Source organism: Cohnella sp. LGH, from assembly GCF_017671885.1.
GTDB classification, from domain to species: domain Bacteria; phylum Bacillota; class Bacilli; order Paenibacillales; family Paenibacillaceae; genus Cohnella; species Cohnella phaseoli.
Genome location: NZ_CP072117.1, coordinates 5,267,235 through 5,294,105, shown reverse-complemented (window position 1 = coordinate 5,294,105; position 26,871 = coordinate 5,267,235). Strand labels below are relative to the sequence as shown.

Below are 26,871 nucleotides of genomic sequence, written 5' to 3'. Positions count from 1 at the left end.
TATTGGATATTAAACTTTTACGACGGATCTATTTGCACACATGAGCTTACGCAGGGAAGTTAGTCGGAAATTCGTACAACGCAGCTCGAACCAGGCTTAAATGCGGACTTTTGTAGGAAAAACCGCACAAAGCAACTCGGATCAGACTCAAACGACGAACGTTTGTAGGAAAAATCGTATAAATCAACCAAGGTCAGGAATTCTATGTCACTAAAGCGTCTCCGATAATTTTACGAATAACTTCTGGGAATTATCTGGAAGTGTTGTGGGTCAAGCATAGGTCTACGGGAGGTATATACACCTTCTTTTTTATCGATTATCTTAAGCAACTTGACATGGGACAGCCCCTCTTCCCCATTCGATTTTAATCCCCAATTTGGAGGCGTTTACACATGAAAAAGAAGTCGATTGTCTTCGCGGCAAGCCTGCTTTCCGTCTTCCTGGCCAGCGCTCCGGTCTATGCGGGCTTCAGCGCTCAATACTTGGGGGAAAGCGCATCCTCCATAACCGTGCATCCCGGCGAGACGGGTAACTTCTGGGTCGACTTGAAAAACACGGGCAGCGATACGTGGCTGTTCGGCTGGCCGACACACGAAGTGGTATTGGCTAATACCGATAGCTCGTATTCGCAGGAAACGGGCTCGATTTTTACCGGGTACGACAAATGGTTGAAATACAGCCGTCCCGCAGCTCCAAACTATTCGGGGATTGCGACGGGAGGCACGGGCAGATTCGGGTTCAGCTTCACGGGACAGGAGGAGATCGGCACAAGCCGTGTATACTTGCGCCCGGTTAAGGAGGACGGAACGTTCCTGAACAATCTCGGGATTTGGTTCGACGTCAACATCGTGCCTTACCCTTCATTTTCTTTGACCGCAGGCGCTCCGTCTTCCAATCAAGTCGCATTGAGCTGGGCCAAATATTCGGGAAGCGGGTTCGGCTCGTACAAGATTTACAAATTTCCGAAAACCTATCCGCAATTGCGAACGTACTCCGGGGGAGACTGGAGCAAAAACTTTCAATACCTGCCGCAGATGCATCCTTATTACCTGGACGCCACGATCACAAATTTGAATGCGCTTACTTATACAAGCTCGCTGGAGGCCGAGAAGTCTTACGTCTATATCGTCGATGTGTGCGACGCCGCCGGCAATACGATTGCAAGGTCCAACGCAATCGACGTGCGGAACGTCTCCAGCTATCTGGTCAAGCCGCAAGAAAGAGGCCAACGGATCTACTTCGATTCGCAATTGGGGGATTACCGCAACACGGAGACGAGAGGGTACATCGAGAGCAGCATGCGGTGGAGCACCGATTCCGCGGAGATGCTGCTGGCGTTGAAGAAGCTGCCCGAAACCTATGCGCTCGCAACGACGCAAAATCTGGCCGATTTTGTAAAAGAGAGCATGCCGAGAGGGCTGGCGACGCATCGTTGGGCGGATTTTCGATACGGACAGGGGCAGAGCGTCTTCGTGGACCCACAGTTCAAATTCGATAACGGCATCTATCTCGTCATGGGCGATCTGAGCGTTCCGAGAATTACGTTCAAGGAGAGCACGTATGGGGCCAATCCGCTCGGAGCGCTTCGGTTCGCTTACGGCTACGACGGGCTGACGCCGATCGAACTGACGGCTCCGACGACGAGGTCGGTCACCTTCGATCCGGCAACCAATGCGATGATCGTGGAATTTTCCAAGGAAGAAAATCGGGTGCGCGTCTCCTTCAAAGTGACGATTCACGGGGGCGTAGCCGAAGTGGAAGGCTCGATCGTGCCGACGAGCGGCTCGGTAACGAATCCAAGGCTGATCGTGAAAGCGGTGAATGACGACGGCATCGGAACTCCGACCTTTTTCGACTCCGTGAAGCAATGGGGGAGCCAGGCTTGGCTGCTCTACGACGACGGCCAAGGCTTCGTCAGAGGAGAGGATCTCGCCAAGAACAATTCGAGCCGGTTTGAGGGCATTCTGCAGTCGAACGGCAGCTCTTACTTCAAATATAGCGGGACGTTGACGCAGGGTACGAAGTGGAGCGAGTATTTGGAAAAGATCCGATTCGGCGCTCATATGCTCGGAGGGACGGCGGACAGCTATGAGCCGACAGTCTACAATTCTTCCAAGTACGACAACTACTTGTTCGGCAGGTTGATGAATTACGGCTATCCGGTCATGGGACTGGCCGCTTGGAGCGCCGATCATCCGGCGGATACCGATGCAAGAGCCATCCTGAACGACGCGTTGGCCATCCTCTACAAAAATATGAACGATTATCCGAATCACGCTTGGTCGTCGTTCTCAGACGTGACGAACGGGTCTTTGTTTTACGGAGAGCTCGGGCCGATTTTGTACGCTTTGTCGGTGATGGCCGATGTCGATTCCACGACGACGGTGTCCGGGAAAACCTATGCACAGCTGGCGCAATATGTATACGACAAGCTTCCTTCGGCGGCGACCGGCTTTTTTGCGGGGGATAACGACGGGCTCGGCAACGCGATATACGGCATCCGGAAGTTTAAGGGACCAAGCGATCCGAAAGCGCTGGAGTACGAAACCCATTTACAAGATATCAACGTCAACAACAACAAGGGCTACTATACGACCAAAACCTACTTGGCCTACAGCGACAAGCAAAGTCCGAAGGCATTGAATGCATTGAGCCATTTCCTTCAGCTTCCGCAGTGGGATACGAACGACGCGCTCGTCATTCGGAACGAGCTTGGTTACGCGGGGATGGGCGAGGCGCAGGCGTGGGGCGAGCTTCTGTTCGACGACCTCGAGCAAAGGTACGGAGGCGTTTACCCGCTGCTGATCGGGACGGATACGCGGCACGACTATCAGGATATCAAGGTGGCTTCTATCGGTTGGAACGCCGGAGCCCGCACGCTGACGATGGGCTTCAATCGATCCTTCGAGGAGCTGGATGTGTACACGGGAGCTTCGAATCTGGCGAGCGTTAAAATCAATGGCGCGACATTGACCCCGGGCACGGATTACACGTTCGACCCTGTCACACACATACTGAGGATCATGAAGACGTCCGGCGCGGGAGTGAATTTTACAGTGTCGGTTACGGTCGTATAGAGGCGGTCGGGAGCAAAATCTGCTACACTGATTGCAACGACTGCATCGCCAAGGAGATCGAATGAAAAACCTGTTGATTACCGGATACCGCGCGCACGAGTTGGGCATTTTCGACCAGAAGCATAAGGGAATTCCCTATATTCGTCGAGCGATCGAGGCCAAGCTGGTTCCTCTGCTGGAGGAGGGGCTGGAATGGATCATTACCCCCGGCCAGTACGGCGTCGACCTGTGGGCCTGCGAGACGGCGCTGGAGCTGAAGGCGCAATATCCGGACCTGAAAATCTCGATTCTGACCGCGTTCGCCGGACAAGAGGAGAAGTGGAAGGAAGACAAGCAGGAGTATTACCGCAGCATTGTGAACCGCATTGATTATTACGGCTCCGTCAGTAAACAGCCGTTCAGCGGAGCTTGGCAGTTCCAGGCCCGTGACGACCTGCTGCTGCGCAAGACGGACGGCATTCTGCTTGTCTACGACGACGAAAACGGAGAAGCGAGTCCCAAATATATGAAGACGAAGGCGCTGCGCAAAAATGCGGAGGACGGCTACGGGTACATCGCGATCGGGGCGGAGGAAATCCAGAATGCCGCGAATGAAGAAGCTTACGGCGATTTCGGCTACGACGACGAATCTCGTCAAAACCAGTGATTGTCAAAATGAAAATTATGTTTTATATTATAGGTAATGTTTTCCATATTCGACGCAACAGGTATGTTAAAGAGAAGCGCTCTAGAGAGACTCTCGCGACGAGGAGGAAAACATCTTTTTTTGCATAGTTTAGAAAACGTTTTCCGAATTCGTGGCGCATCCGAGAAGGGAGGAAGAAAAGCGGTTCAAATTAGCGTGCAAAATGCGGGGGAGATTGCATTAGTGTCTGTGTTTGGTAGGGCGTGTATGCCTACTCCGAGGATAGTAGATTTTGCCGAATTTTGAAAGATACCTCTGAGCGGGTTTGCATACACGCCCTAGGTATGCTTCAGTTTGTCTCATTTTATCATTCAGGGAGGATTCAACCGTGAAGGGGAGCAAAAGGAAACGTCTTCTTGCAGGGGCTTTGGTAGGATCGCTGTTGATTGCGCTTTATTCATTTTGGTATGCCTCTGTGGAGGGAGGAACGGAAGCCGAGGGCGAAGCAACGGGAGGAGTTTCGTCCGGCGTATCGGAGGAAACGGTAGATTTGCTCGGCAGTGTGCGGAAGCCGTCCGCTGCGGGAGCGCTGCGAATCGTCGAGCAGAACGGGATGGCAACGCTGGCTGCGGAGAACGGGCAACCGATCCAACTGCGGGGAATGAGCACGCATGGGCTGCAGTGGTTTCCCGAGATTATTAACGACAACGCGTTCGCGGCGCTCGCGGGCGATTGGGGGGCTAACGTCATTCGACTTGCGATGTACGTTGGCGAGAACGGTTATGCATCCAACCCGACCGTTATCAAACAAAGAGTCATCGACGGCATCGATTACGCTATCGCCAACGATATGTACGTCATTGTCGACTGGCATGTACACGATCCGGGAGACCCGAATGCCGAGGTGTATGCGGGAGCCATGGACTTCTTTGAGGAAATTTCCGGTCTCTACCCGAACAATAAGCATCTGATTTACGAATTGGCCAACGAGCCGAACAGCAACGCGCCGGGTGTGACGAACGATGTTGCCGGCTGGCAGAAAATCAAAGATTATGCCGAACCAATCGTAGGGATGCTGCGGGAGAAAGGCAACGAAAATATCATTATTGTGGGAAGTCCGAACTGGAGCCAACGTCCCGATCTTGCAGCGGACAATCCGGTAGAGAATCCGAACACGGGCGAAGCGGACCCGAATACGATGTACACGGTGCATTTCTATTCGGGCACGCATCTGTCGGCCGATAACAGCTCGGATCGGCAGAACGTCATGAGCAACGCCCGTTACGCGCTGGAGAATGGCGTCGCGATCTTCGCCACCGAGTGGGGGACGAGCGAGGCGAGCGGCAACAACGGTCCGTATTTGGCCGAGGCGGAAATCTGGCTGAACTTCCTGAACGAGCATAATATCAGTTGGGTGAATTGGTCGTTGACGAACAAGAACGAGACGTCTGCGGCGTTTACGCCGTTCGTGCTCGGCAAGAGCGAGGCTACGATTCTGAACCCTGGGACCGACAAGCTGTGGTCAATTCCGGAGTTGAGCGTGTCGGGAGAATACATTCGGGCGAAAATCAAGGGTATTCCTTACGAGCCGATCGACAGAACCCCGCGCGAGGAATTCTCGACGGTCGTCTGGGACTTCGACGGCGAGACCGCGCAAGGCTTCGGCTTGAACGGGGATAGCCCGGTGAAGAGCGTAAAAGTCTCCAACGATAACGGGCGATTGATGCTGTCGGGCATAGAAGCGAGCAGCGACGTGTCGGAAGACAACTACTGGGCCAATGTGCGGCTGTCCGGGGATGGTTCCGCCGCTCGTCCTGAAATTCTGGGCGCTCAGCGGTTAACGCTTGACGTCTTCGTTCCAGAGCCGACAACGGTGGCGATCGCCGCGATTCCGCAAAGCGCTTCCCACGGGTGGTTGAATCCGAATCGCGCGGTTCTGGCGAACCCGGCCGATTTCAAGGAGCAAGACGACGGCGCCTTCAAAGCGACGATTACGATCACGAAAGACGACGCGCCCAATCTAGCGGCCATCGGCGAAGATAGCACGGACAGCGTCATGACCAACATCGTTCTATTCGTTGGCGCGGAGGACGCGGAATGGGTCGCTTTGGACAACGTAACCGTGTCCGGGGGGCGGGAGATCGTCGAGCAGTTGATCGAACACGATCCCTTAGGGACGCCGGCGCTTCCGTCCACGTTCGAGGATTCGACTCGCCAAGGTTGGACTTGGGACGACGCCTCGGGAGCCAAGAATGCGCTGACGGTCCGGCCGGCGAACGGATCGAAGGCGATCTCCTGGGATGTCGCGTATCCGGATGTGAAGCCTTCTGACGGTTGGGCGTCCGCGCCGCGCATCATGATAGGCGAGATCAACGCGACTCGGGGCGATAATCGGTATTTGCTGTTTGACCTCTATTTGGATCCGGTTCGCGCGAACCAAGGAACGCTATCCATTCATCTGGCATTCGCGCCTCCAAGTCTCGGGTACTGGGCTCAGGCGGCCACAAGCTTCGATATTTCGCTAAGCGCCTTATCCCAGCAAAGCAAGACGTCCGACGGTCTCTATCATTGTCTTGTGTCCTTCGACATGACCAACATCGCCGACAATAAGGTCATTGCCGAGGATACCTTGCTTCGCGATATTACGATCGTCGTGGCGGATGTTGAGAGCGATTATTCCGGTAAAATGTATATGGACAATGTGAGGTTCTCCAAAACATTGGAATTGAATCAGAAATAAGGAATCAACGGCGACGAAGGGGGGGCAACGTTGTCGGGTTAAGGTTAAAGCCTGCTACTCCGCTGTCCAGGCAAATAGATTGTGCTTTAGTGGACCGAAGTCTTAAATCTAAGGTTGACACTAAATGTCGTTCCTTATACAATTTAATTTAATGATTATCTAATTAGATATTTTTTAAATTTAGTGGGGGAGGGGGCAGGTAATATGCAATTGGATAAAGTCGTCGCCTACCATAAAGCGCTGGCCGACCCGACCCGAATCCGAATATTGATCCTGCTCGCAGGCGGGGAGCTGAACGGACAGACGTTGGCGGAGAAGCTGACGGTGACGCCCGCGACGATTACGCATCATGCGGCGAAGCTGCGGGAGGCGAGCCTGATCAACGAACGCCGCGACAAAAACACGATTTATTTCTCCCTGAACGATTATTTTCTGAAGGGCAATGCGGAAGCGGCTCTGCGGCTGATTTATCGGGGCGCGGACAACAAGGAGGAAGAGGATATGGAAGGAACGTTGGAGAAGACGCGAGAGTCGGTTATCGGCAATTTTTTCACCAAAGAAGGCCGGTTAAAGCACGTGCCCGCGCAGCTTAAGAAGAAGCTGATCGTGCTGGAGCATATCGTCTCAAGCCTGGAGCAGGGCCAGAAATACGCGGAGAAGGAGATTAACGAATTTATTAAGTCGTATCACGAAGATTTCGCGACAATTCGCAGGGAATTCATCATGCACCAGTTCATGTACCGTGAAGACGGCGTATACGAAATGAATCCGCCCGAAATGTGGGCCAAGTGGCAGCGTCTGTCCTAAAACTGAACGGACGATGCGTTGTTGGGAAGTTAGGAAAGAAACGATGAAGTGGCCCTCTCTTGTCGAAGTAGGCTATACTGGGGAAAACGGCAATCGCCGTAAACGGGGAGAGGGCCAGAGATGCCGTTTTACATCATTGCAATACTTGTCACGGCAGCCGATCAGCTCAGTAAAATGTGGATTAGAGTTCATCTAGACGTCCGGGAGACGATGATGCTGGGGAGCGTGGAGCTGTCTCGCTTCGAAAACAGCGGCATGGCCGGAAGCTTGCTTCAAGGCTATGGCAGACTCTTCGGTGTAATTGCCGTCTTGTTCGTGCTAGGCGTGCTGTATTACCGCAAGCGCAGCGAAGAGAAGGGAGTTCTGTTCGATTGCGCATTGGGGTTTCTTGCGGGAGGAGCGATCGGCAACGGAATTGATCGGCTGCTGTTCGGCCAGGTGACCGATTTTATCGTCCGTTCGGGCGGTATTCTTAACGTCGCGGACCATGCGATTGAAGCCGGAGTGGTTCTAATTATCCTAAGTTTGATTGTGCAAGCGCTAAGAAACAGGAAAGCTCTTAGGCAATAACGTATAGAAGTAAGGTCGTACAAGATAATCGATCAAGAAAAAAGTGCATATATCTCCTGGAGACTGCCTCGTACGGTTCTGAAACCACCTCTTAACGGGTTTACCCAATCAGGTTTCAGGATCGTATAGCATCGGAAGGAGATATATACACGATAATATTCTCTATCGATTATCTTTTTGTACGACTTTTTTTACTTCTGGGACAGCCTCTTTAACGACGCCTGATTAGACGCCGTGAGAAGCCGCCAATCCCAGCCCTTCGGCAACGCGCTCTCCGTACTCCGGATCGGCCTTGTAGAAGTGGGCGATCTGGCGCAGCTTAATCTCATCCTTCTCGACCGGCTTCATCGCGCCGACGATGTTGCGGACGAGGCGTGCTCGTTCTTCTTCGCTCATCAGACGGTACAGATCGCCCGCTTGCGTGTAGTGGTCGTCGTGGTCGTAAGCGACGCTGTCGGCGCTGCCGGACACTTCGTAGGCGGCGATTTTGTGCTGCGGCGATTGCGACGGTCCGCCGAAGCTGTTCGGCTCGTAGTACACTGAGCCGCCACCGTTGCCGTCCGCACGCATCGCGCCGTCGCGCTGATAGTGGTTCACTTCCGACTGCGGACGATTGATCGGCAGCGTATTATGATTCGGGCCGACGCGGTAGCGATGGGCGTCGGAATAGGCGAACAAGCGGCCTTGCAGCATTTTGTCCGGCGAAGCCTCGATACCCGGCACGAACGAACCCGGAGAGAACGTCGCCTGTTCGACTTCGGCAAAATAATTTTCCGGATTCCGGTTCAGCACCATCTGTCCGACCTCGATCAGCGGATAATCCTTCTGCGACCACACCTTCGTCACATCGAACGGATCGAAACGGTACGTGTTCGCATCCTCAACCGGCATGATTTGCACGTAGAGCGTCCACGAAGGGAAATCGCCCGCCGCAATGGCGTTAAACAGATCCTCGGTGTGGTAATCGGGATTTTCGCCGGCCAGCTTGGCCGCGAGATCGACGTCCAGGTTTTTGATTCCTTGATTCGTCTTGAAGTGATATTTCACCCATACCGCTTCGCCCTCTGCGTTGACCCATTTGAACGTATGGCTGCCGAAGCCGTGCATATGCCGGAGGGTCGCCGGAATGCCGCGGTCGGACATCAGAATCGTGACCTGGTGCAGCGACTCGGGCGAGAGCGACCAGAAATCCCATACGGCGTTCGGATTTTTCAGATGAGTCTGCGGATGGCGTTTCTGCGTATGAATAAAGTCCGGGAATTTAATCGCGTCGCGAATGAAGAACACGGGGGTATTGTTGCCGACAAGGTCGTAGTTGCCTTCCTCCGTATAAAACTTGACCGCAAAACCGCGCGGATCGCGCACCGTATCGGCTGAACCGAGTTCGCCGGCAACGGTGGAGAAGCGGATAAACATCGGAGTGCGTTTGCCGACTTCCGACAGGAAGGAGGCTTTCGTGTGTGCAGACAGATCGTTCGTGACCTCGAAATAACCGTGCGCCCCGGCGCCTTTGGCATGGACGACGCGCTCAGGCACGCGTTCTCTGTTGAAATGAGCGAGCTTCTCGAGAAGATGTACGTCTTGAATCAGCGTCGGTCCTCGCGCTCCGGCGGTCAGAGAATTCTGATTGTCTCCTACGGGAGCTCCCCAGCTTGTCGTCAGTCTGTTGTTAGGCGTACTCATCAACGATCACTCCTAGTTTAGAATTAATCTAAATATAATAATAACGGTTATATAAGAATAATCAATACTATTTTATAATTATTCTAAATAACGCTAAAAGTCGATTTATTATGACAGAGACGGTATGCGTTTAGCCGTTATATGTAAAATTTGCAAAGAAAAAAACTAGTCTTTAGTCGGATTTGGAACTCGACCTGAACAAATTGAGTATATAATAATATAGGTTTAGTATTTCTATATAGGTTGAACTAGAGGTAAGACGGAGTGTAGGTACAATGAACCGGTACTGCTCAGCTTATATATCGTTAAGGGGGACCGAAGGCATCGACCAATAACTAGAGATCGTTCGGATAGGAGCCGTTTATGCTTCAGAATTTAATCGACACACTCATGCAATTTGGCATCTGGGGATTATTTATACATTCTTTCGCCGACGCGATCTTTTTTCCGATTCCTGCTTTTTTCCTGCAAGTGCCTTTAAGTTTGCTTCAGCCCTCCAACGCCCTTTGGCTTGCGACGGCCGGCTATGTGGCTTGTTTGCTGGGTACGCCGATCGGCTATCTGATAGGCAGGCTGTTGGGGCACTCCGTATTGCAAAAGTTTTTGAAAAAATCATGGGTCGACGCTGCTACTCGGATGTTCCAGAAGAGCGGAGAAGCAGCAATCTTGGTTGGTTCTTTCACACCGATTCCGTTCAAGGTGTTTACGATCTTGTCCGGAGCCTTGAATTTTCCGCTGTGGAGGTTGTTGGTGTACGCGGCGTTCGGACGAGCGGTCAAGTTCTATGCCGTCGGTTTGCTGTTCTATAGCTACGGCCGCGCAGCAGAAGGCATGGTAAAGGATGTCTCCCTCTATATCGCCGCGATTGCGATTCCGCTGATCGTTGTTTTTCTCCTGATCAAGAAGAAAATTGCCAAGAAGAAAGCTTTAGAAGTCCAAGCCGAGGTTGAAGAAAACGTGCCGAATACGGATAAAATGGAAAGTAATACGAGCGTGAGGTGTGAAAATGACAGATAAGAATACGAATCCGGCCGTCGAGGGACAGCACGGAGAAGCCGAGAAAAAACTAAGCCCGGCCGAAGCGATCAAACGCATTCTTGAACGCAAGAAGCAGGGACGCCAAGCTGGCGCTAACGGTAAAGGCGCGTTTTCGACGGATACGAAAAAGATGAAAACGCAAATTCACAAGGTGCAAAACAATCAAAAACGTCGCACGGGCGTTTGATCTCCTAGGGCGTGTATGTCCTTGGAGTATGCATTCACGCCCTAGCGTCCTATTCCTTTGTTATTGAGGGTGTTCCAAAGTTTGCTACGGGGACATCCTCTTTTATGCGTTTGGCGCAAGATGACGGCAACTGTGAGTGAAATTAATTCGTTCATTGAATGAATTAATTGAAAACCTATGCTAAAATATAGGTTGAGTCAAGGATACGACCGTAACACTAATCGATCAGAGGCGGGGAGGTTCGGTTATCGTGCATGTGAAAGGCAACCTCAAGCTAATGAAAGAGCTGAACACGGCGACGATCTTGAATCTGCTGCATCGGGAAGGGAGAATGTCCCGCGCCGAGCTGAAGAGGGCTACGAAGCTGAGTCCCGCAACCGTATCGGCGCTGGTTGAGGAGTTAATCGGGCAGGGTCTTGTGGAGGAGATCGGCGCCAAGCCTTCCGCAGGAGCCGGGCGCAAGGCGATCTCGTTGCAGATCAGCAAGGACGGCGGTTATGTAATCGGCATCTCGATTGGCAACAGGGATTTGATTTGCGCGGTGTTGAATTTGCACGGCGAATGCATCGCCGAATTCAAGTCCGAAATCGCCATCGGCAACGATTCGCTCGCGGAGCAAATACATACGGCCCTTAACGAATGCGTGAATCGGGCGGACGCTCTGAAGACCGGCTTGATTAAAGGAATCGGCATCGCCGCGCCGGGCATCATCGACGAGAACGCGGGGAGCGTGCTGTATTCCAGTACGCTTAAGCTGAACGATTTCAAGTTGAAAAAGCAGGTTTCGGCGTTTTTTCCCGACGTTCCGATCAAGATCGTGAACGATTCCAACGCGGCGGCGTTCGCAGAGCATTATTCGGGAGCCGGGAAGGGCAGAGGGAATCTCGTGTACGTGACGATGAACGAAGGGATCGGCGCGGGCATCGTGATCGATTCCCGGATCCATTCCGGCTTCGGCGGGGCCGCCGGGGAGATCGGCCATATCTCGATCGATCCGAATGGAGAGGTGTGCAATTGCGGGCAACGAGGATGTGTGGAAACGCTGCTGGCCAGCTCTTTTCTGCTGAACAGATGCCGCTCGTACGCGGAGAAACTCGGACAGAAACCGCCGCACGACTTCGATGAGATGTTAGCCAGATACGAATCCGGGGAAGCTTGGCTGGAGCCGGTCTTCGAGCAGGTCGCAGAAGCGGCGAGATTGACGCTGGCGAGCATCGTGCAATTTATTAGTCCGGAAGTGATCGTCATCGAAGGCTGGACGAATCGCTCGCCCAAGCTGTCGTTGAAGCTGCGTTCAGAGCTGGAGCGGCTGAGGTTCCCGCTCAAGTTTACGCCGGATCGGTTGCTTCCTTCCGCCTTCGGAGAGAAGGGCCCGCTTCTCGGCTCGGCGACGCTGATGCTGGAGCAGATTTTTCATTCAACTCTATTGAATAATTCTGGTGGAGGTTCTTAGTCATGAACAACAAAGTGTATGTCGGCATCGATCTGGGCGGCACGAAAATTCTCGCCGTTATTCTGAACGAGCAGGGGGAAGTCGTTCGTCGCGCGGAAACCGCTACGCTGGCGAAGGAAGGCGCGGATGCCGTTATCGGACGGATGATCGGCCTGATTAGGGACAGCCTGACTCCGGAGCTGCAATTGGTTAGTATCGGCGTGGCGACGGCTGGAACGTTAAACGCGGAGGAGGGTATCGTCACCCGCGCATCCAATCTGGACTGGAACGACGTTCCGCTCGGACGTAGACTGGAGCAGGATTTTGGCGTGCCTGTTAATCTGGAAAACGATGCGAATGCGGCCGCTTACGGAGAATGGGCTGTCGGAGCGGGGCAAGGCACGAAGAACTGCGTATACGTGACTGTCTCGACCGGTATCGGCGCCGGTATCGTCAGCGGAGGTCAACTCGTTCGGGGGAGAGATAACAGCGCGGGAGAATTGGGACACATAACCGTTGACATGAACGGCCCCCGCTGCGCCTGCGGCAACGTCGGCTGTCTGGAGCTGTATGCATCAGGGACAGCGATCGCAAGAAGCGCCGCTCAACGAGCGGCCGACAACCCGGAGCAGGCCGGGCTGCTGCTGGCCAAAGCCGGAGAGGAGACGCTGACCTCCCGCCATGTTGCGGAAGCGGCGGCGGAAGGCGACCAACTGTCGATTCAGGTGCTGCGCGAAGCCGGGCTGGCGCTCGGCAACGGCATGGTCAGCATCATCCATGTGATGAATCCGGAAGTGATCGTCATCGGCGGAGGCGCCGCGAACATTGGAGCGCCGTTGCTGGATCCGATGCATGAAGCGATTGCCGATCGGGGCCTCGCCTCGATGCGGAACGGCGTTCGCTTTGTCAGCCCGACGCTGGGCAAGGAAGCCGGCGCGATCGGCGCGGCTCTTGTAAACCGTTCCTAGGGCGTGTATGCAAACCCGCTCAGGGGCATCTTTCGCCGCCTTTTCGCCCTCTGCTGCCCCTCGTGGTATGCATACACGACCTGGCTTAACTAAAAAACAAAAAGTTCGTCGGAAGCTTGCGAAGCTGGCCGTCGGAAGGATTGTTGACGACGCGGCCGTTCCAGACGAGCGAGGTGGAGCCGCCGCCGTCGAGATTGTAGCCGTTGATCGCTCCGTAGCGCTTCAGCAAAATTTGCATCTCCATTAGCGTCGCTCCGGAGCTGCCTTTTTCGTTATAGCCGTCAACGACCAGGAACAGCAGCTGATCATCCTTGTAGTTGGCGATAACGGTTCGGGGCGCGCGCTTCGGGCTTGTCTGCCACTTGAGCGGAATTTCCGTCATTCGCCCGTTCTGCAGCAGAATCGGCACGAAGGATGCGCCGAACTTCGGATTTGCGGAGTCGAGCTGCGACTTGCTCGTGAATTTGCCGCCGATCAGCTTGTTGCTCTCGCTCATGCCGACAAAAAACAAATCCTTAAACGTCGGCTGGAAGCCGCTCACGTACTCGCCGTCGACGATCGTCGTGCTTAGCGGATACCGCTTCCCGCCGCCGTCCGCAAAACCGCCGCCATTGATTCCGATGGCGGCTTTATAACGTTTTACCGCTTCCAGCGTCGTTTCCGCTCCTCCGTTCTCATCCTTGCCAAGCACAAGCTTCATGGCGTCGCCCTTTTTCAGCTTGATTTTCAACGCGTAGCCGCGGAAGTTGTCGGCTTTCAAATCAAACAGTTGCGCCGTAAGCTTGTCCGAATTCATCGTATTCGAAGGCTTGCCCAGCTTGCTTGTAATGCGCTTGTCGTAAATTTGATGAGGCCTGGCGGCTTGCTTCGAAGCGATGGCGGCGATCTGATTCATATCGTCGTTCGTTTTGTTGTAAAGCGAAATCTGCTTTTTGATCGAATGCCCGGTGCCTTGCGCCAGGCTCTCGGCCGCACTCAAGCCGCCCCGGACCGATTTCGAGCCGACGTTCAGATCAATCGGTTGCATTTCATGCGCCGGATAGGCGGAGCCCGAAAGCGTAAGCTCGACATTCGCAACGAGCATCCACGTCAACAATCCGATGAAAGGAGCGGCCGCCAGGAGCAGCGTCCGGTTCATAGTACGGATCGACGAGGCGCTCATTTCAGCACGTCCAAGCTTTTTTTCAGCTCATTCAGCTGCTTTTTCACTTCTGCCAGCTGCGTATACAGCTTGTTGCTGTTGTCGGTTTTCGTATCTGCGTTGTCTTTGGCGAAGGTGAGCAGTTCGTTCAGCGTCTGCACTTGGCTTTCCAACTGCTTCATTTGCTCTTGAAAACCGGTTTCCAGCTTGGCGATCCGTCCTTCATAATCCTGCTGCATCGTCGCGATCTGCGCGGCCGTCTGGTGTTCCAGCTTAGCGGACACCTGCTGCTGGATCCGGTCGGAATACCATTTCGTTCCATAGACGCCCCCTGCGATCAAGGCGATCCACAATATGACGAAGAAGAACGCTGCGCCCTTATGCTTGCGCTTGGACGATCTCTCTTTGTAAGTGTTGGCAGGCACAGTTTGGTTGGTCTCTACTCCTAAATCTCTCATCTCTTTTTCCTGGCACCTCTCTTGTTGTCTCTAGATATCCGCAGACATCAGAATTTCTTGTCGAATAATGAACGCAAAACAAGCCGTAAAGTTGCTCCTGTCATGGGATTGTAACATACTTTTTAGCGAATCTTTGCGAATCCGGGAAGATAACGGGTAGGGTCATTTTCATATTGACGGCATGGCCGTGGTTGCAGTAATGTTTACTTAATGTAATAAACTTGGTTTTGTATATTGAACTAAACGAAGGTGTCACTTGATGAACGAGAAAAAGTACTGGGCGCCGGCGATCGAGAAAGCGCACTATATCCTCAATCTTATTGCCAGAGAGCCTCACAAGTTGAGGCTAATGGATTTGTCCGCTCGTCTCGGCATTAACAAGAGCTCGATGTTTACTTTGTTGGCCACGCTTGAGGAGTTGGAATGGATCGGCAAGCGGGAGGACGGTACCTATGCGCTTGGTTCCACATTAGGGCATCTCGGCAGTGCGTACTTGGGCCAGTATGATTTGGCGGCGCGATTTCGGGAAGAGGCGGCGAAATCGCGCGACCTGCTAAATGAAACGATTCAGCTTGCAAAATTGGATGGGGGCAGCGTGCTTTATCTTGAGAAAGTCGAGGCCCCGTCTCGCGTGAGGCTTGTCTCCGAGCCCGGCATGCGGTTTCCTGCCCATGCGACCGCGCTTGGCAAAGCCTTGCTTGCAGGAGAATCGGAAGAAGCATGGTTAACGCGGCTGGGCGAGGAACCGTTTGAAGTATTGACGCCAAACACAATAACGCAGCGAGGAACGTTATCCGCTCACTTGCGCGAGGTCAAAGCTCATGGATACTCGACGGAAGAGCAGGAAGCGGTGATGGGGTTTTGCTGTACCGCAGCGCCCGTGCTCGGACCGGACGGGAAAGCGATTGCCGCAGTCAGCGCTTCCTTGCCTTTGCACAAGTGGCAGGACGGAAAGGAAAAGTCGATCGTCGAGATTAAACGGTTAGCGCAAAGGCTTAGTTTGTCTGAAGCAGCAATAGATAAGGAGTGAAGGGGAAATGGCAAGATTGGAGAATAAGATCGCTCTGATTACCGGATCGGGTTCCGGCATAGGACAGAGCGCAGCGCGATTATTCGCGAAGGAAGGCGCCGTCGTTATCGTGAACGACCTGGATGAGGTCAAGGGCGAAGCTGCGGTTGCGGAAATTCAAGCGGCAGGGGGACAAGCCGTATTTATTGGCGCGGACGTGACCAAGGAAGACCAGGTTATGGGGATGGTTAGCGCCGCCAAGGAACGGTTCGGACGAATCGATGTTTTGTTTAACAACGCCGGCATTAGCGGCGTTGGCGCATTGCACGAGATCGAGTCGGACGCGTGGGATCGCGTGATAAACGTAAATATCCGCGGCGTCTTTTTGCCTTCGAAGCACATTCTTCCGCTTATGATGGAGCAGCGCAGCGGGTCGATCATCAATATGTCCTCTTGTATTGCCGAAATCGGGCTTGCCCGGCGGGCGTCTTATTCGGCGACGAAAGGTGCCGTGCTGGCGCTCACCAAGTCCATGCAAGTCGATTATGCGTCTTACAATATTCGTGTTAACGCGCTGCTTCCGGGAACAATCTTGACGCCGTTTGTGGAAAATTATTTGCAAACCTCCTACGATGACCCGGAGGCCGCTATCGCTGCCTTGAAAAGTCGCCAACTAAGCGGGGATCTAGGACGACCCGAGGATGTCGCTCAGGCGGCTCTGTTCCTGGCGTCGGACGAGTCAAAGTTTATGATGGGGTCTCCGCTGTACATAGACGGCGGCGTCACCTTCGGCAAAAACGCATAATAGAGTTGGAGGTCATCATTCGATGAAACTACTTACATTTGTTAAACTGGGACAACTGGCGCTAGGCGTGAAAACTGAAAAAGGCATCCTCGACGTGCAAGAGGCAGCGAAGGGGGCGGGGGTTCAACTTCCCGATTCTATCATGTCGGTTATCGAACAAGGCTCGGCCGTCGGGGAATTGGAGAAATTAGTTTTGTCCGTATCCGATGACAGCCCGGCCTGGCTGCAAGAATCCGATCTCCAGTTCGGCCCATGCGTCACGGAACCCAAGAAGATCATTTGTGTCGGACTAAACTACCGCAAGCATGCGGAAGAGACGAAAGCCGCCATTCCGGAGTTTCCGATCCTTTTTAACAAATTCCATAACACCATTGCGGCTCATGGCAGCGAGATAGCGATTCCGCGCACGACGACCAGACTCGACTACGAGGCGGAGCTCGTGATCGTCATCGGCAAGCAGGCGAAATACGTTCCTCGCGAAGAAGCGCTTAACTACGTATTCGGCTATTGCTGCGTCAACGACTTGTCCGCGCGCGACTTGCAGCTGCGTACCCCTCAGTGGATGCTGGGAAAAATCGGGGACGGGTTCAGTCCGATCGGTCCCTACCTCGTGACGGCGGATGAAGTCGGCAACCCGAACGAGCTTGCGATCAAGGCGCGAGTTAACGGCGAACTTCGCCAGAATTCCAACACGGCGGATATGATTTTCCCGTGCGATGAAATCGTTAGCTATATCTCTCAACACTTAACCTTGGTTCCGGGAGACATCATCTTAACGGGTACTCCTGAAGGCGTTGTGCTGGGACTGCCGAAGGAACAGCGGGTTTACTTGCAGCCTGGCGACGTCGTCACCATCGAGATAGAAAAGCTGGGCTCGCTAACTAATCGGTTAGTGGCAGAGTAAAGTTCAGACCTCCACGATAAGCGAAATAGGGCTGTCCATAAGCAACTCAGCTTATGGGACAGCCCTATTTGCGCACATGAGTTTACGCCTACGAAGAGGCTTCCGCGAGGGAAAGTTAGTCAAACGAAACGGTGGACATTTGTATGGAAAATCGTACACCGTAACTCAAACCGGACTCAAACGAATCGGCGGACATTTGTCCGAAAAATCTTACAAAGTAACTGAATCAGACTCGAATCGGCGGACATTTGTCCGAATAATCGTACAAAGTAGCTCGAATCGGACTCAAACGGCGCACATTTGTATGGAAAATCGTACAAAGTAGCTCGAATCGGGCTCGAACGTCGCACATTTGTATGGGAAATCGTACAAAAAGACCAAAATCAAGGGGGGGCGGTCCGATTTTACAGATACAGCAAGCTGCCTTCGTCGCGAATATGCTTCTCCCAGGCTTCTTTAATGCGGGCGAAATCTTGGGAACGAAGCGCTTCAATAAGCTGGTTGTGCTCTGCGGTCATTTGGGCGAGATCGGAATAACGGCTCGTATTTTTCATGAAGTGCAGCCTGATTCGGTTGACGATACCGTTCCAGATTTGCGCGGCGTACGAAGAGTCGTTGGACAAAAATAAAATGAGCTCGTGAAATTGTATATCCTCTTCTACCAATCCTGCAATATCTCCGACAGCGGCCAACTGCTCCATTCGTGCGGTTATTTCCTCCAGTTTGCGGTAAACCTCGTCGTTAATGTCGGCCAAATTATATTTGAGGGAGTACAGCTCCAGTTGAAGTCGGATCGGCAGCAGTAAATCGACGATTTCTTGCTCCTGTACATCGGCGACTACGGTTTCTTTATAAGGCAGGCTCACCACAAGCCCCATGGCCTCCAAATCACGCAAAGCCTCTCGTATAGGTCCCCGGCTTATTCCCATTTGCGCGGATATTTCTTGTTCCTTCAATTTTTCCCCCGGTTTAAGCTCGCCTTGAATGATGGCATTGCGAATATCCGTCGCGATCTTCTGACGAAGCGGGATCGTTTCTTGGCTCTTGAACTGAAATTTGGTCATGGGCATCTCCTCGCGTGTGACTCTCTTTCCAAATCATAACCTAATTTTTAATAAATGTACATTGAAGATAATCTACAGTCTATTGTTGACAATGTTACATGGGTTCAATTATATTGAACTTGTATCGGTATTAGGTATAGGTACAGGTTCAACCTATTCCTCAAATCATGTCCTCCAGGAGGCTAATCTCATGAAAATTACAAAAGTCGAAGCAATCCCTGTCCGTCAGAAGGAAAATGTACAGTTGAACAACGACAGCGCGCAGGACGGCATTATCATTAAAGTTCATACGGATGAAGGCATTGTCGGCTACGGCGAGGTGGATTCGGCGCCATGGGTTGTGAAAGCGATTATCGAGTCGCCATCCTCCCACCGCATTTGCCGCGGGCTTGGCGAGATGATCATCGGGGAAGATCCATTTGAGATGGAGCGCATTTGGGAAAAAATGTACGTTGGCAGTCAGTTCTATGGAAGACGCGGCGTTGTTATCCATGCAATGAGCGGAATTGATATCGCACTTTGGGATATCGTCGGCAAAGCGCTGAATAAGCCGATCTATAAGCTACTGGGCGGAGCGCAGCGCGGAAAAGTGCGGGCCTATGCGAGCACACTTATGCCGTATACGCCGGAGGAAGCCTACGACGAGACGAAGAAATGGGTCGAGCAGGGCTATACCGCGATTAAGCTGGGCTGGGGAGGATTCGAGCAGGGCAATCGTGAAATTATAGAGTTGGTCAGAGCCTCGCGCGAAGCGGCAGGGCCTGACGTTGATCTGCTGTTCGATCTCGGCTTCATTCCGTCCGACGATCATCCGATTGACGCCGCATCCCGCATGCCGCTCATTAAAGAGCTGGAGCAATATAAACCGTATTGGATAGAGGAGCCGCTGTTCGCCGACGACTACGACGGCTATCGGAAGCTGGCCGAGACGACGACGATCCGCATCGCCGGCGGTGAGAACGAAACGACGCGCTACGGGTTTAGGCAGCTGATCGAGCAAGGCGGCGTAGACATTATTCAGCCCGACGTTACCCGCTGCGGAGGCTTGAGCGAAGCGAAGAAAATCGCGCAGCTCGCCCATGCCCATCATCTGACCTGCGTTCCGCACGCTTGGAGCAGCGGCATCGTTATCGCGGCATCCCTGCATCTGATCACGGCGATTCCGAACGGCAGCTTGCTGGAATACTGCGTCGCCGAAACGCCGATTCGTCAGGAAATGCTGCAAAGCGATATCGTTGTCCGGGACGGCTATGCGCAAATTACCGACAAACCGGGACTTGGCATTGAGATTAATGAAGAAGCGCTTGAAAAATACCGCTGCGACAGATAAAAACACTGTAGACGCTATTCGAGAGGGTGTGCGGGAATGGAAACGAGAGCATGGGTATGGAACGGATCGCTCGTACCCGAGCTGACGTCGCTGCCGCTGCCGGAGCTGCGCGAGTTCGATGTTCTGGTGAAAATCCGGGCAATCGGCATTTGCGCCACGGATTTGCACATTATGGAACGTAAAGTTTCTTTCGCTGAACCGCCGTATGCGCTTGGACACGAAGCGGCCGGAGAAGTCGTGAAATTGGGCGCGGGCGTGACGAGGGTCGGTATCGGAGACCGCTGTACGCTCGATCCTAGTATTGGATGCGGCCGCTGCAGCGCATGCCTTACGGGCAACAAGCACCAATGCGCGCAAAACCGGGAATACGGATTAAATCGGTCGGGCTTCTGGCAGGAATACGTCGTAATCTCGGAAAATAATGTGTATCTGCTGCCCGAATCCGTCGGCTACGATGCGGCGTCGCAATGCGAAACGATTCACGTATGCTTGGGCGGAATGGATAAAATTCAGCTGCGTGCCGGAGAACGGGCGATCATTGTCGGCGACGGTCCGACAGGATTGTTTTTCGCCAGGCTGTGTAAGCTTCAAGGCGCTTCGCAGGTTACGGTGGCCGGGTCGAGAAGGAAACGACTCGAGCTGGCGCGCGCTTACGGAGCGGATGAAGTCGTGAACATTAGGGAACGGGACTTGCTGTCGGCAGTTGAAGAACAAAGCTATGATGTCGTCATAGAAGCCGTCGGCAAGACGGAGACGATTCAACTCGCCCAGAAGCTCGTTGCGAACCGGGGCCGCATTCTGCTATTCGGCTTGCCTGAGCATAAAGTGGAGATCGACGTGATGGATCTCATTTTACGGGAAATCACCTGTATCGGCAGCGCCAATGCCCCGCAGGTATGGTCGCGTGTCGTCGATTTGCTTGCCGCCAAGCGGATTAATGTGGAACCGATGATTACCGACCGGTATCCTTATGAACAATTGGATCAAGCGATTGCTTGCGCTTTTGCCGGGGGACAGGAACGGATTAAGGTTGTCGTAGAGAACAACGAATGAGGGGATGGGAATTGCGATGCGAGTATTAGCGGTTGGGGCGCATCCCGATGATGTCGAGATTTTGTGCGGGGGTACGTTGGCCAAATATGCGGCTAGGGGCGACAAAGTAACAATCATGGTTGCCACCAACGGCAACGTCGGTTCTCCTACGCATACGAAGGAAGAGATCGCTGCCATTCGCCGGACGGAAGCGGAGAAGTCCGCTGCGATCATCGGGGCCGACTTGATCTGGCTCGGTTACGACGATGAATTTCTGTTTCACGACAGGGAGACGAGGATGGCGTTCATCAACGCGATTCGCCAAGCGAATCCGGATGTGATGTTCGTGCACGGCGCTAGCGACTATCATCCGGATCATCGGATTAGCGGCGAGATCGCCAGCGATTGCCGCATCCCGGTCACCGTTCGGCTGATCGAGACGGAGTATCCGCATATGGACAAGGTTCCCCATGTGTTCATCATGGACAATATCGGCGCGATCTCCTTTGAACCGGAGGTGTACGTCGACATCACCGACACGTTTGAGACCAAATGCAAGATGCTGCGCTGTCACGAAAGCCAGGACGCCTGGCTCCAACACTTGTACGGTATGGAATACGTGGAGTTCATGGCGAAAGCGTCGTCGCTGCGCGGCATGGCCATCGGCGTGAAATACGCCGAGGCTTTCCGCAGCTTGCCAATGTACCCGGTTAGCGGCGGACCTCACTTGCTTCCGTAAGCCGTAACGTAAATAGTCTATTATAATTCCGCGCAAGAGGCCGGGAGTCGGACTGCATTTGATGCAGTTCGATCCCCGGTCTTTATTTGTTTAGCCGTGCCCAGCGAAGCGCGCATCTTCTATTCCAACCGGACAACAAAGTACCAGCGATATCAACAGAGTCCGATTGTTGGCTCAAGTCGTTGTTTCTACAATTGTAGTAGAGAGTGCACCTCTACATTAAAGTTCAGAAGGTATATTACCAGGAGGGCGATTATGGCAAACAACGTAAAAAAGATGATTACTATGTTCAGTGCGGCAGCCATGGTGTTCACGATCGCGGCGTGCAGCAATAAAAACGAGTCCTCCGATTCGAGCCCTACGGCATCCGCACCGGCGTCGGCATCGGCAACGAGCCAGACGGAGAGTCAGTCCCCGGAAGCGGTAGATCCTCTTGGCAAATACGATCCGCCGATTGAGATTACTTTTGTCGGCACGATTAGCGACCAATTCGAGAAAACGACTCTGACCGACGGCGTCACGATGGAGGATAACGTCTGGACGAAGGCCTACTTGGATGAGCTTGGCATCAAAGTCAAATACAAATGGATCGCCAAGAGCCCCGAAGAATACAAGCAGAAGCTGAATCTGTCTTTGGCATCGGGCGATATTCCCAATGTGATGAATCTGGATACGGCTGGCTTGCAGTCCGCTATTAGAGCCGATATTTTGCAGGACGTCGGCGGCATGATCGAACAATACGGAATTGATCAAGTCAAGAGCAACTATACCAGCTATGATTTCGACCCTTATATGGCGGCGAAGAACGACGGAAAGGTATACGCCATTCCGCAGATGTGGTCGGTCAGCGACAATGCCAGCGGTATTTTGTGGATTCGTCAGGATTGGCTGGACAAGGTAGGCCTGACCCCTCCGAAAACGATGGATGACGTCTACGCGATCAGCCAAGCGTTTACCCATAACGATCCGGATGGTAATGGCAAGAAGGATACATTCGGACTGTCTATCAGTAAAGATTTTGTAATGGACCTTGGTGGATTTTTCTACGGGTACAATGCTTATCCGGGAACGTGGCTGGAAAAGGACGGACAGCTCGTTAACGGCAGCACGCTTCCCGAAACAAAGAACTCGCTTGAGAAATTAGCGGCAATGTATAAAGACGGGCAGATTGACCCCGAATTTTACGCCAAGCCCGCAGACAAGATTGCCCAGGACATTGCTGCGCAAAAGCTCGGTATGATGTACGGATTCATGTGGAACGGCATCTATCCGCTGCAGGACAGCCGCCGCGACCATCCCGAAGCGGATTGGAGACCTTATCTGATCCCGGCTGCGGACGGAACGATTGCGAAACCGAAAGCGGATACGGGAATCGCCGGCTACTATGTGGTCGACAAGAACTTCGAGCATCCCGAAGCGTTGGTCAAGATGATGAACCTGGCTAAAACTCTTGGACAGAAAGATCCTGGCAAATACGGAACCTCACCGGACGGCAAGGAACTATGGAAGCTTTCCCCTATATCCGTGCCGACCTTGGAAGAGAATCTGGGCTATCACAAGAGAATGAACGAAATGGCCAAGACGGGCGAGGCTCCTGCCAACGCGGTCGAACAGTTGATTTCCGACAATGTGAAAAAGTGGACGGAACAGAAGGATGAATCGATGTGGGGATATTACCGCATGCTCGGTCCCGGCGGCGTGGGAGAAATTGCTCAAGCGAATATTGAATATTACTTTGACAACAATTTGTGGGTCTATAATGCCTATCGCGGCGCTCCGACACAGACGATGAGCGATAAGGGCTCCACTATGGAAACTCTCGAATCCGAAACCTTTGTGAAGATTATTATCGGACAGAAGGACATCGGGGAGTTCGACAAATTCGTAACCGAATGGAAAAAGCTCGGGGGCGACGAGGTAACCAAGGAAGTAAACGAGTGGTACCAGAACGCCAAATAAACCGCTCAACGTAGCGCAACGACGAACACGCGCGAATAAAGCATGGTGCAAAGAAAGGGGCTGTCCCGTAAGCAGCGCCGCTTGTGATGATCGAGAGATAAAGCAGGTGTATGTCCCGGAGACTGCCTCATACGCCCCTAAAATTACCGTTTTATCAATTCAGATTTTGGGGGCGTATCGCATCGGAGGGAGGTACATACACCTGTCACCTTATCATCGATTATCTTTCACAGCAGTCTAACTAGCTTACGAGACGGCCCCGTTTAGCGGAGATGATCAACATGAATTTAATGAAAAAGTCGAAAAACCTTTCCCTACATCTAATGCTGCTGCCGGCGATGATTCTCCTGATTGTATTCAGCTACATTCCGATGGCGGGCATCTCCATTGCCTTTCAGGATTTTATTCCGGCCAAAGGGCTTCTGGGCAATCAGGAATGGGTAGGCCTTAAAAATTTCGAGCTTATTTTATCCAACCCCTTTGTTTACCGTGTGCTGCAGAACACCTTGATCATCGCCTTCGCCAAAATATTGCTCGGACTGGTCGTTCCCATTGTATTTGCTATTTTTCTCAACGAGATTCGCAATACGGCGTATAAACGGACGATACAAACTCTCGTTTATTTGCCTCACTTCTTATCCTGGGTGCTGCTGGCGGGAATTTTAATTGACATTCTCTCTCCTTCCACCGGGATCGTAAACAATATGCTCAAGTCTTTGGGGATGAACCCGATTTTCTTCCTAGGCGATCCGAAGTGGTTTCAGCCAACGATCATTCTTACGGATGTCTGGAAGGAGTTCGGCTGGTCGACCATTCTATATTTGGCGGCTATTACTTCGATTGATCCCAGCTTGTACGAATCTGCGAAAATGGACGGAGCGGGACGGTTCAGACAGATGCTTTCCGTTACTCTGCCGGGAATGAGCATGATTATAGCGATGCTCGCGATTCTCAGCATCGGCAATATTTTGAATGCGGGATTTGATCAGATTTTCAACCTTTACCATGCCGGAGTTTATGAAACCGGCGATATTATCGATACCTTTGTCTACCGGATGGGACTGATCGATGCCAAGTTTGGACCGGCGACGGCTGTAGGGCTGTTCAAATCGGTCGTGTCCTTGATTCTGATCAGCGTTTCCTATTATTGCGCTTATCGATTTGCCGATTATCGGATTTTTTAGAAAGGGGGGAGGAGCTTAGCGATGAACCAAAAGACAAACAGGTCGTATATCTTCCCTATCGTAAATGGAACCGTTCTGGGAATTCTCGCGCTGACGTGCTTGGCGCCGCTGCTGCACATTTTTGCTATAGCCTTCAGCGATAACAACGAGGTGGTTAAGGGTACCGTCACCTTGTGGCCCAGAAACTTTACTTTGAGCTCGTTTACCTTTGTGCTGGAACGCGAGGAATTCTGGAGAGCGTTTGGCGTGACGCTGGAGCGAATCGCCATCGGGCTTCCGCTGAATATGTTCCTTACGATTATTACCGCCTATCCGCTGGCGAAGGAGAGCACGGCGTTCAGGCCGCGGACGTTCTATGTCTGGTTTATGTTTTTTACGATGCTGTTCGGCGGAGGACTCATTCCGACTTACATGCTGGTCAGGCAGCTGGATATGCTCGATAGCATCTGGTCGTTGGTTCTTCCAGGAGCGCTTCAGGTCTACAATATTATTCTTTTGCTGAACTTTTTCCGTCAACTTCCGAAGGAAATGTCGGAAGCGGCCTACATGGATGGCGCCGGGCATTGGCAGACGCTGTGGAGAATTTATGTGCCCACCTCGATGGCGGCTCTGGCCACGCTTATTTTGTTCACGGTGGTCGCCCATTGGAACTCCTGGTTTGACGGGATGATCTACATGAACATGCCGGATAATTACCCGCTGCAGACTTTTCTGCGTACGGTGATCACGATGCCTGATTTTAAGTACTTGAAGGCGGATGACTGGAAAACTCTCCAAAGCATCTCGGACCGTACGACAAGATCGGCGCAGATTATTATTGCTTCCGTTCCGATCCTGCTGGTTTATCCGTTCTTGCAGAAATACTTCGTCAAGGGGATTGTCCTTGGGAGCGTAAAAGGTTAATTGAAGGCTGCGTAAGAAGCTTGAACCAGAAAGGAGAATAGGAGCATGTTGAAAAACAAAAAGCGCTTATCCCGGGGATTGCTGGCGTTGCTGGCGGCGGTTGTGCTGTTTGGCGGCGCGAATGCCGCGATGGGACTGCTTGCCGCCGCAACGCCGGGCGAGCAGTTTGTCATTAATAGCGATGGGGTTATCACGGAATACGTGGTAGCCAACGATCAATACGCGGCATATAAGCATATCGTTATACCTGCAACCGTTCAAGGAATTACGGTGAAAGCGATCGGGGAAGGCGCCTTTCAGGAGAAAAAGATTAAATCCGTAACTTTCCCCAGCACCCTTGAGCGCATAGAAAAAAGAGCCTTTTACAACAACTCTATTGAATCGCTTCTGTTTCCCGCCGACTTGCAAGAGATCGGCGCGGAGGCATTCGCCTTGAATCAAGTGAGTGCGCTTTCATTGCAGGAGGGGCTCGATACTCTCGGAGAATCGGCCTTTTCCGGAAATAAGCTGAGCGCGGTAGCCCTGCCGGAAGGGATCGCCAATTACGGCGGGTGGATATTCCAATATAACCGGATCGAAGAGGTGCAGCTGCCGGCGGATATGAGGGAGATCCCGCAAGGGATTTTCAGCGATAATAAGCTTTCTTCAATCGCGTGGCCCGCAGATGTGACCCAGATCGGCGCGGCGGCGTTTGCCTACAATCAATTTGTCGCTCTGGAATTGCCTAGCACTCTTATCGCGATCGGGGACAGCGCCTTTGAGCAGAACGAGCTATCTCAAGTCGCATGGCCGGAAGGGCTGCAGACGATCGGCAGCTGTGCCTTCAGGGGCAATGAGCTGACCGAGCTGGATTTGCCCGACAGCTTGACCGACCTGGGCGACCGCGCCTTCGCCAATAATCAAATCTCCGAGCTGACGCTGCCGCAGGGGCTGGCGGATCATATCGGCGAGTATGCCTTCCGCCAAAATCGGCTGGAATACGTCTATGAGCCTGTATACGAAGGAGAAGAGGAAGTCCGGGGCAAAGTGTTGCCCTATGCAAGGATTGCCGTAAGCGACAAAACGGGACAGGAACTGGGCAGAGCGCAGGCCGACGGCAAGGGCGTCTTTCGCGTTGTTCTCGCCGGCGGACGACAGGCCGGAGCGGACGAGCGGTTCTATGTAGCCGTTCAGGGCGGGGATAGAACGGCCATTCAAGCGATTTCTAAAAATTAAG

At 52.8% G+C, this 26,871-nt stretch carries 23 protein-coding genes; 19 read left to right on the top strand and 4 right to left on the bottom strand.

Annotated elements, in window-relative coordinates:
- Positions 1–392 precede the first annotated feature (392 nt).
- From J4772_RS22780 to lspA, 5 genes are all read left to right on the top strand, one after another.
- Positions 393–3,077: a hypothetical protein gene (locus J4772_RS22780; protein ID WP_209071511.1), complete on the top strand. Its 2,685-nt coding sequence runs from the start codon at positions 393–395 to the stop codon at positions 3,075–3,077.
- Positions 3,078–3,138: 61 nt separating this feature from the next.
- Positions 3,139–3,723, top strand: coding sequence for an SLOG family protein (locus J4772_RS22775; protein ID WP_209071510.1), 585 nt, complete (start codon positions 3,139–3,141; stop codon positions 3,721–3,723).
- 367 nt (positions 3,724–4,090) lie between these two features.
- Entirely contained in the window at positions 4,091–6,442 is a 2,352-nt protein-coding gene (locus J4772_RS22770) for a carbohydrate-binding domain-containing protein (RefSeq protein WP_209071509.1), read from the top strand.
- Between the two features lie 204 nt (positions 6,443–6,646).
- Positions 6,647–7,249 carry a DUF2087 domain-containing protein gene (locus J4772_RS22765; protein ID WP_209071508.1) on the top strand — a complete coding sequence of 201 codons (603 nt, stop codon included), beginning with the start codon at positions 6,647–6,649 and terminating at the stop codon, positions 7,247–7,249.
- 120 nt (positions 7,250–7,369) lie between these two features.
- A complete protein-coding gene (gene lspA, locus J4772_RS22760; protein ID WP_209071507.1) occupies positions 7,370–7,819 on the top strand; it encodes a signal peptidase II in 450 nt (149 codons plus the stop codon).
- Between the two features lie 225 nt (positions 7,820–8,044).
- On the opposite strand, the gene katA is transcribed toward lspA, so the two are convergent.
- Complete coding sequence (gene katA / locus J4772_RS22755; protein ID WP_116061548.1) at positions 8,045–9,502, bottom strand: catalase KatA; 1,458 nt, start codon at positions 9,500–9,502, stop codon at positions 8,045–8,047.
- Positions 9,503–9,865: 363 nt separating this feature from the next.
- Here katA and J4772_RS22750 point away from each other — a divergent pair, with 363 nt between their 5' ends.
- The 4 genes from J4772_RS22750 to J4772_RS22735 all read left to right on the top strand — a co-directional run bounded on the left by J4772_RS22750 (position 9,866) and on the right by J4772_RS22735 (position 13,127).
- The gene (locus J4772_RS22750) at positions 9,866–10,519 is read left to right on the top strand and encodes a YqaA family protein (protein ID WP_209071506.1); all 654 of its coding nucleotides are present in this window, start codon (positions 9,866–9,868) and stop codon (positions 10,517–10,519) included.
- Positions 10,509–10,727, top strand: a complete 219-nt coding sequence (locus tag J4772_RS22745; RefSeq protein WP_209071505.1) for a hypothetical protein — start codon at positions 10,509–10,511, stop codon at positions 10,725–10,727. The genes J4772_RS22750 and J4772_RS22745 overlap by 11 nt, the downstream gene beginning before the upstream one ends.
- A 250-nt stretch (positions 10,728–10,977) precedes the next feature.
- Entirely contained in the window at positions 10,978–12,180 is a 1,203-nt protein-coding gene (locus J4772_RS22740) for an ROK family transcriptional regulator (protein ID WP_209071504.1), read from the top strand.
- A gap of 2 nt (positions 12,181–12,182) precedes the next feature.
- The gene (locus J4772_RS22735; RefSeq protein ID WP_209071503.1) at positions 12,183–13,127 is read left to right on the top strand and encodes an ROK family protein; all 945 of its coding nucleotides are present in this window, start codon (positions 12,183–12,185) and stop codon (positions 13,125–13,127) included.
- A gap of 85 nt (positions 13,128–13,212) precedes the next feature.
- Here J4772_RS22735 and J4772_RS22730 read toward each other — a convergent pair whose 3' ends face one another.
- Together J4772_RS22730 and J4772_RS22725 are read right to left on the bottom strand one after the other, a co-directional pair.
- Positions 13,213–14,289: a phosphodiester glycosidase family protein gene (locus tag J4772_RS22730; protein ID WP_209071502.1), complete on the bottom strand. Its 1,077-nt coding sequence runs from the start codon at positions 14,287–14,289 to the stop codon at positions 13,213–13,215.
- A complete protein-coding gene (locus J4772_RS22725) occupies positions 14,286–14,726 on the bottom strand; it encodes a hypothetical protein (RefSeq protein WP_247740822.1) in 441 nt (146 codons plus the stop codon). The genes J4772_RS22730 and J4772_RS22725 overlap by 4 nt, the downstream gene beginning before the upstream one ends.
- 259 nt (positions 14,727–14,985) lie before the next feature.
- Between J4772_RS22725 and J4772_RS22720 the strand changes: the two genes are divergently transcribed.
- The 3 genes from J4772_RS22720 to J4772_RS22710 are packed head-to-tail and all read left to right on the top strand — an operon-like array spanning position 14,986 to position 17,444.
- Positions 14,986–15,756, top strand: coding sequence for an IclR family transcriptional regulator (locus J4772_RS22720; RefSeq protein WP_209071501.1), 771 nt, complete (start codon positions 14,986–14,988; stop codon positions 15,754–15,756).
- Between the two features lie 7 nt (positions 15,757–15,763).
- On the top strand, positions 15,764–16,540 hold the full coding sequence (locus J4772_RS22715; RefSeq protein WP_209071500.1) for an SDR family NAD(P)-dependent oxidoreductase: 777 nt from the start codon (positions 15,764–15,766) through the stop codon (positions 16,538–16,540).
- Positions 16,541–16,562: 22 nt separating this feature from the next.
- Positions 16,563–17,444, top strand: coding sequence for a fumarylacetoacetate hydrolase family protein (locus J4772_RS22710; protein ID WP_209071499.1), 882 nt, complete (start codon positions 16,563–16,565; stop codon positions 17,442–17,444).
- Between the two features lie 404 nt (positions 17,445–17,848).
- Here the strand turns inward: J4772_RS22710 and J4772_RS22705 are convergent, their stop codons facing one another.
- A complete protein-coding gene (locus tag J4772_RS22705) occupies positions 17,849–18,508 on the bottom strand; it encodes a GntR family transcriptional regulator (protein ID WP_209071498.1) in 660 nt (219 codons plus the stop codon).
- Between the two features lie 190 nt (positions 18,509–18,698).
- On the opposite strand from J4772_RS22705, the gene J4772_RS22700 reads away from it, so the two are divergent.
- From J4772_RS22700 to J4772_RS22670, 7 genes are all read left to right on the top strand, one after another.
- Complete coding sequence (locus J4772_RS22700) at positions 18,699–19,838, top strand: mandelate racemase/muconate lactonizing enzyme family protein (RefSeq protein ID WP_209071497.1); 1,140 nt, start codon at positions 18,699–18,701, stop codon at positions 19,836–19,838.
- Between the two features lie 36 nt (positions 19,839–19,874).
- Positions 19,875–20,891, top strand: coding sequence for a zinc-dependent alcohol dehydrogenase (locus tag J4772_RS22695; RefSeq protein WP_209071496.1), 1,017 nt, complete (start codon positions 19,875–19,877; stop codon positions 20,889–20,891).
- A 16-nt stretch (positions 20,892–20,907) separates the two neighbouring features.
- A complete protein-coding gene (locus J4772_RS22690; RefSeq protein ID WP_209071495.1) occupies positions 20,908–21,609 on the top strand; it encodes a PIG-L deacetylase family protein in 702 nt (233 codons plus the stop codon).
- Between the two features lie 255 nt (positions 21,610–21,864).
- Positions 21,865–23,568, top strand: coding sequence for an extracellular solute-binding protein (locus J4772_RS22685; RefSeq protein WP_209071494.1), 1,704 nt, complete (start codon positions 21,865–21,867; stop codon positions 23,566–23,568).
- Between the two features lie 281 nt (positions 23,569–23,849).
- Positions 23,850–24,752, top strand: a complete 903-nt coding sequence (locus J4772_RS22680; protein ID WP_371822702.1) for an ABC transporter permease — start codon at positions 23,850–23,852, stop codon at positions 24,750–24,752.
- Between the two features lie 21 nt (positions 24,753–24,773).
- Positions 24,774–25,655: a carbohydrate ABC transporter permease gene (locus J4772_RS22675; protein WP_209071493.1), complete on the top strand. Its 882-nt coding sequence runs from the start codon at positions 24,774–24,776 to the stop codon at positions 25,653–25,655.
- A gap of 45 nt (positions 25,656–25,700) precedes the next feature.
- On the top strand, positions 25,701–26,870 hold the full coding sequence (locus J4772_RS22670) for a leucine-rich repeat domain-containing protein (RefSeq protein ID WP_209071492.1): 1,170 nt from the start codon (positions 25,701–25,703) through the stop codon (positions 26,868–26,870).
- Position 26,871 lies beyond the last annotated feature (1 nt).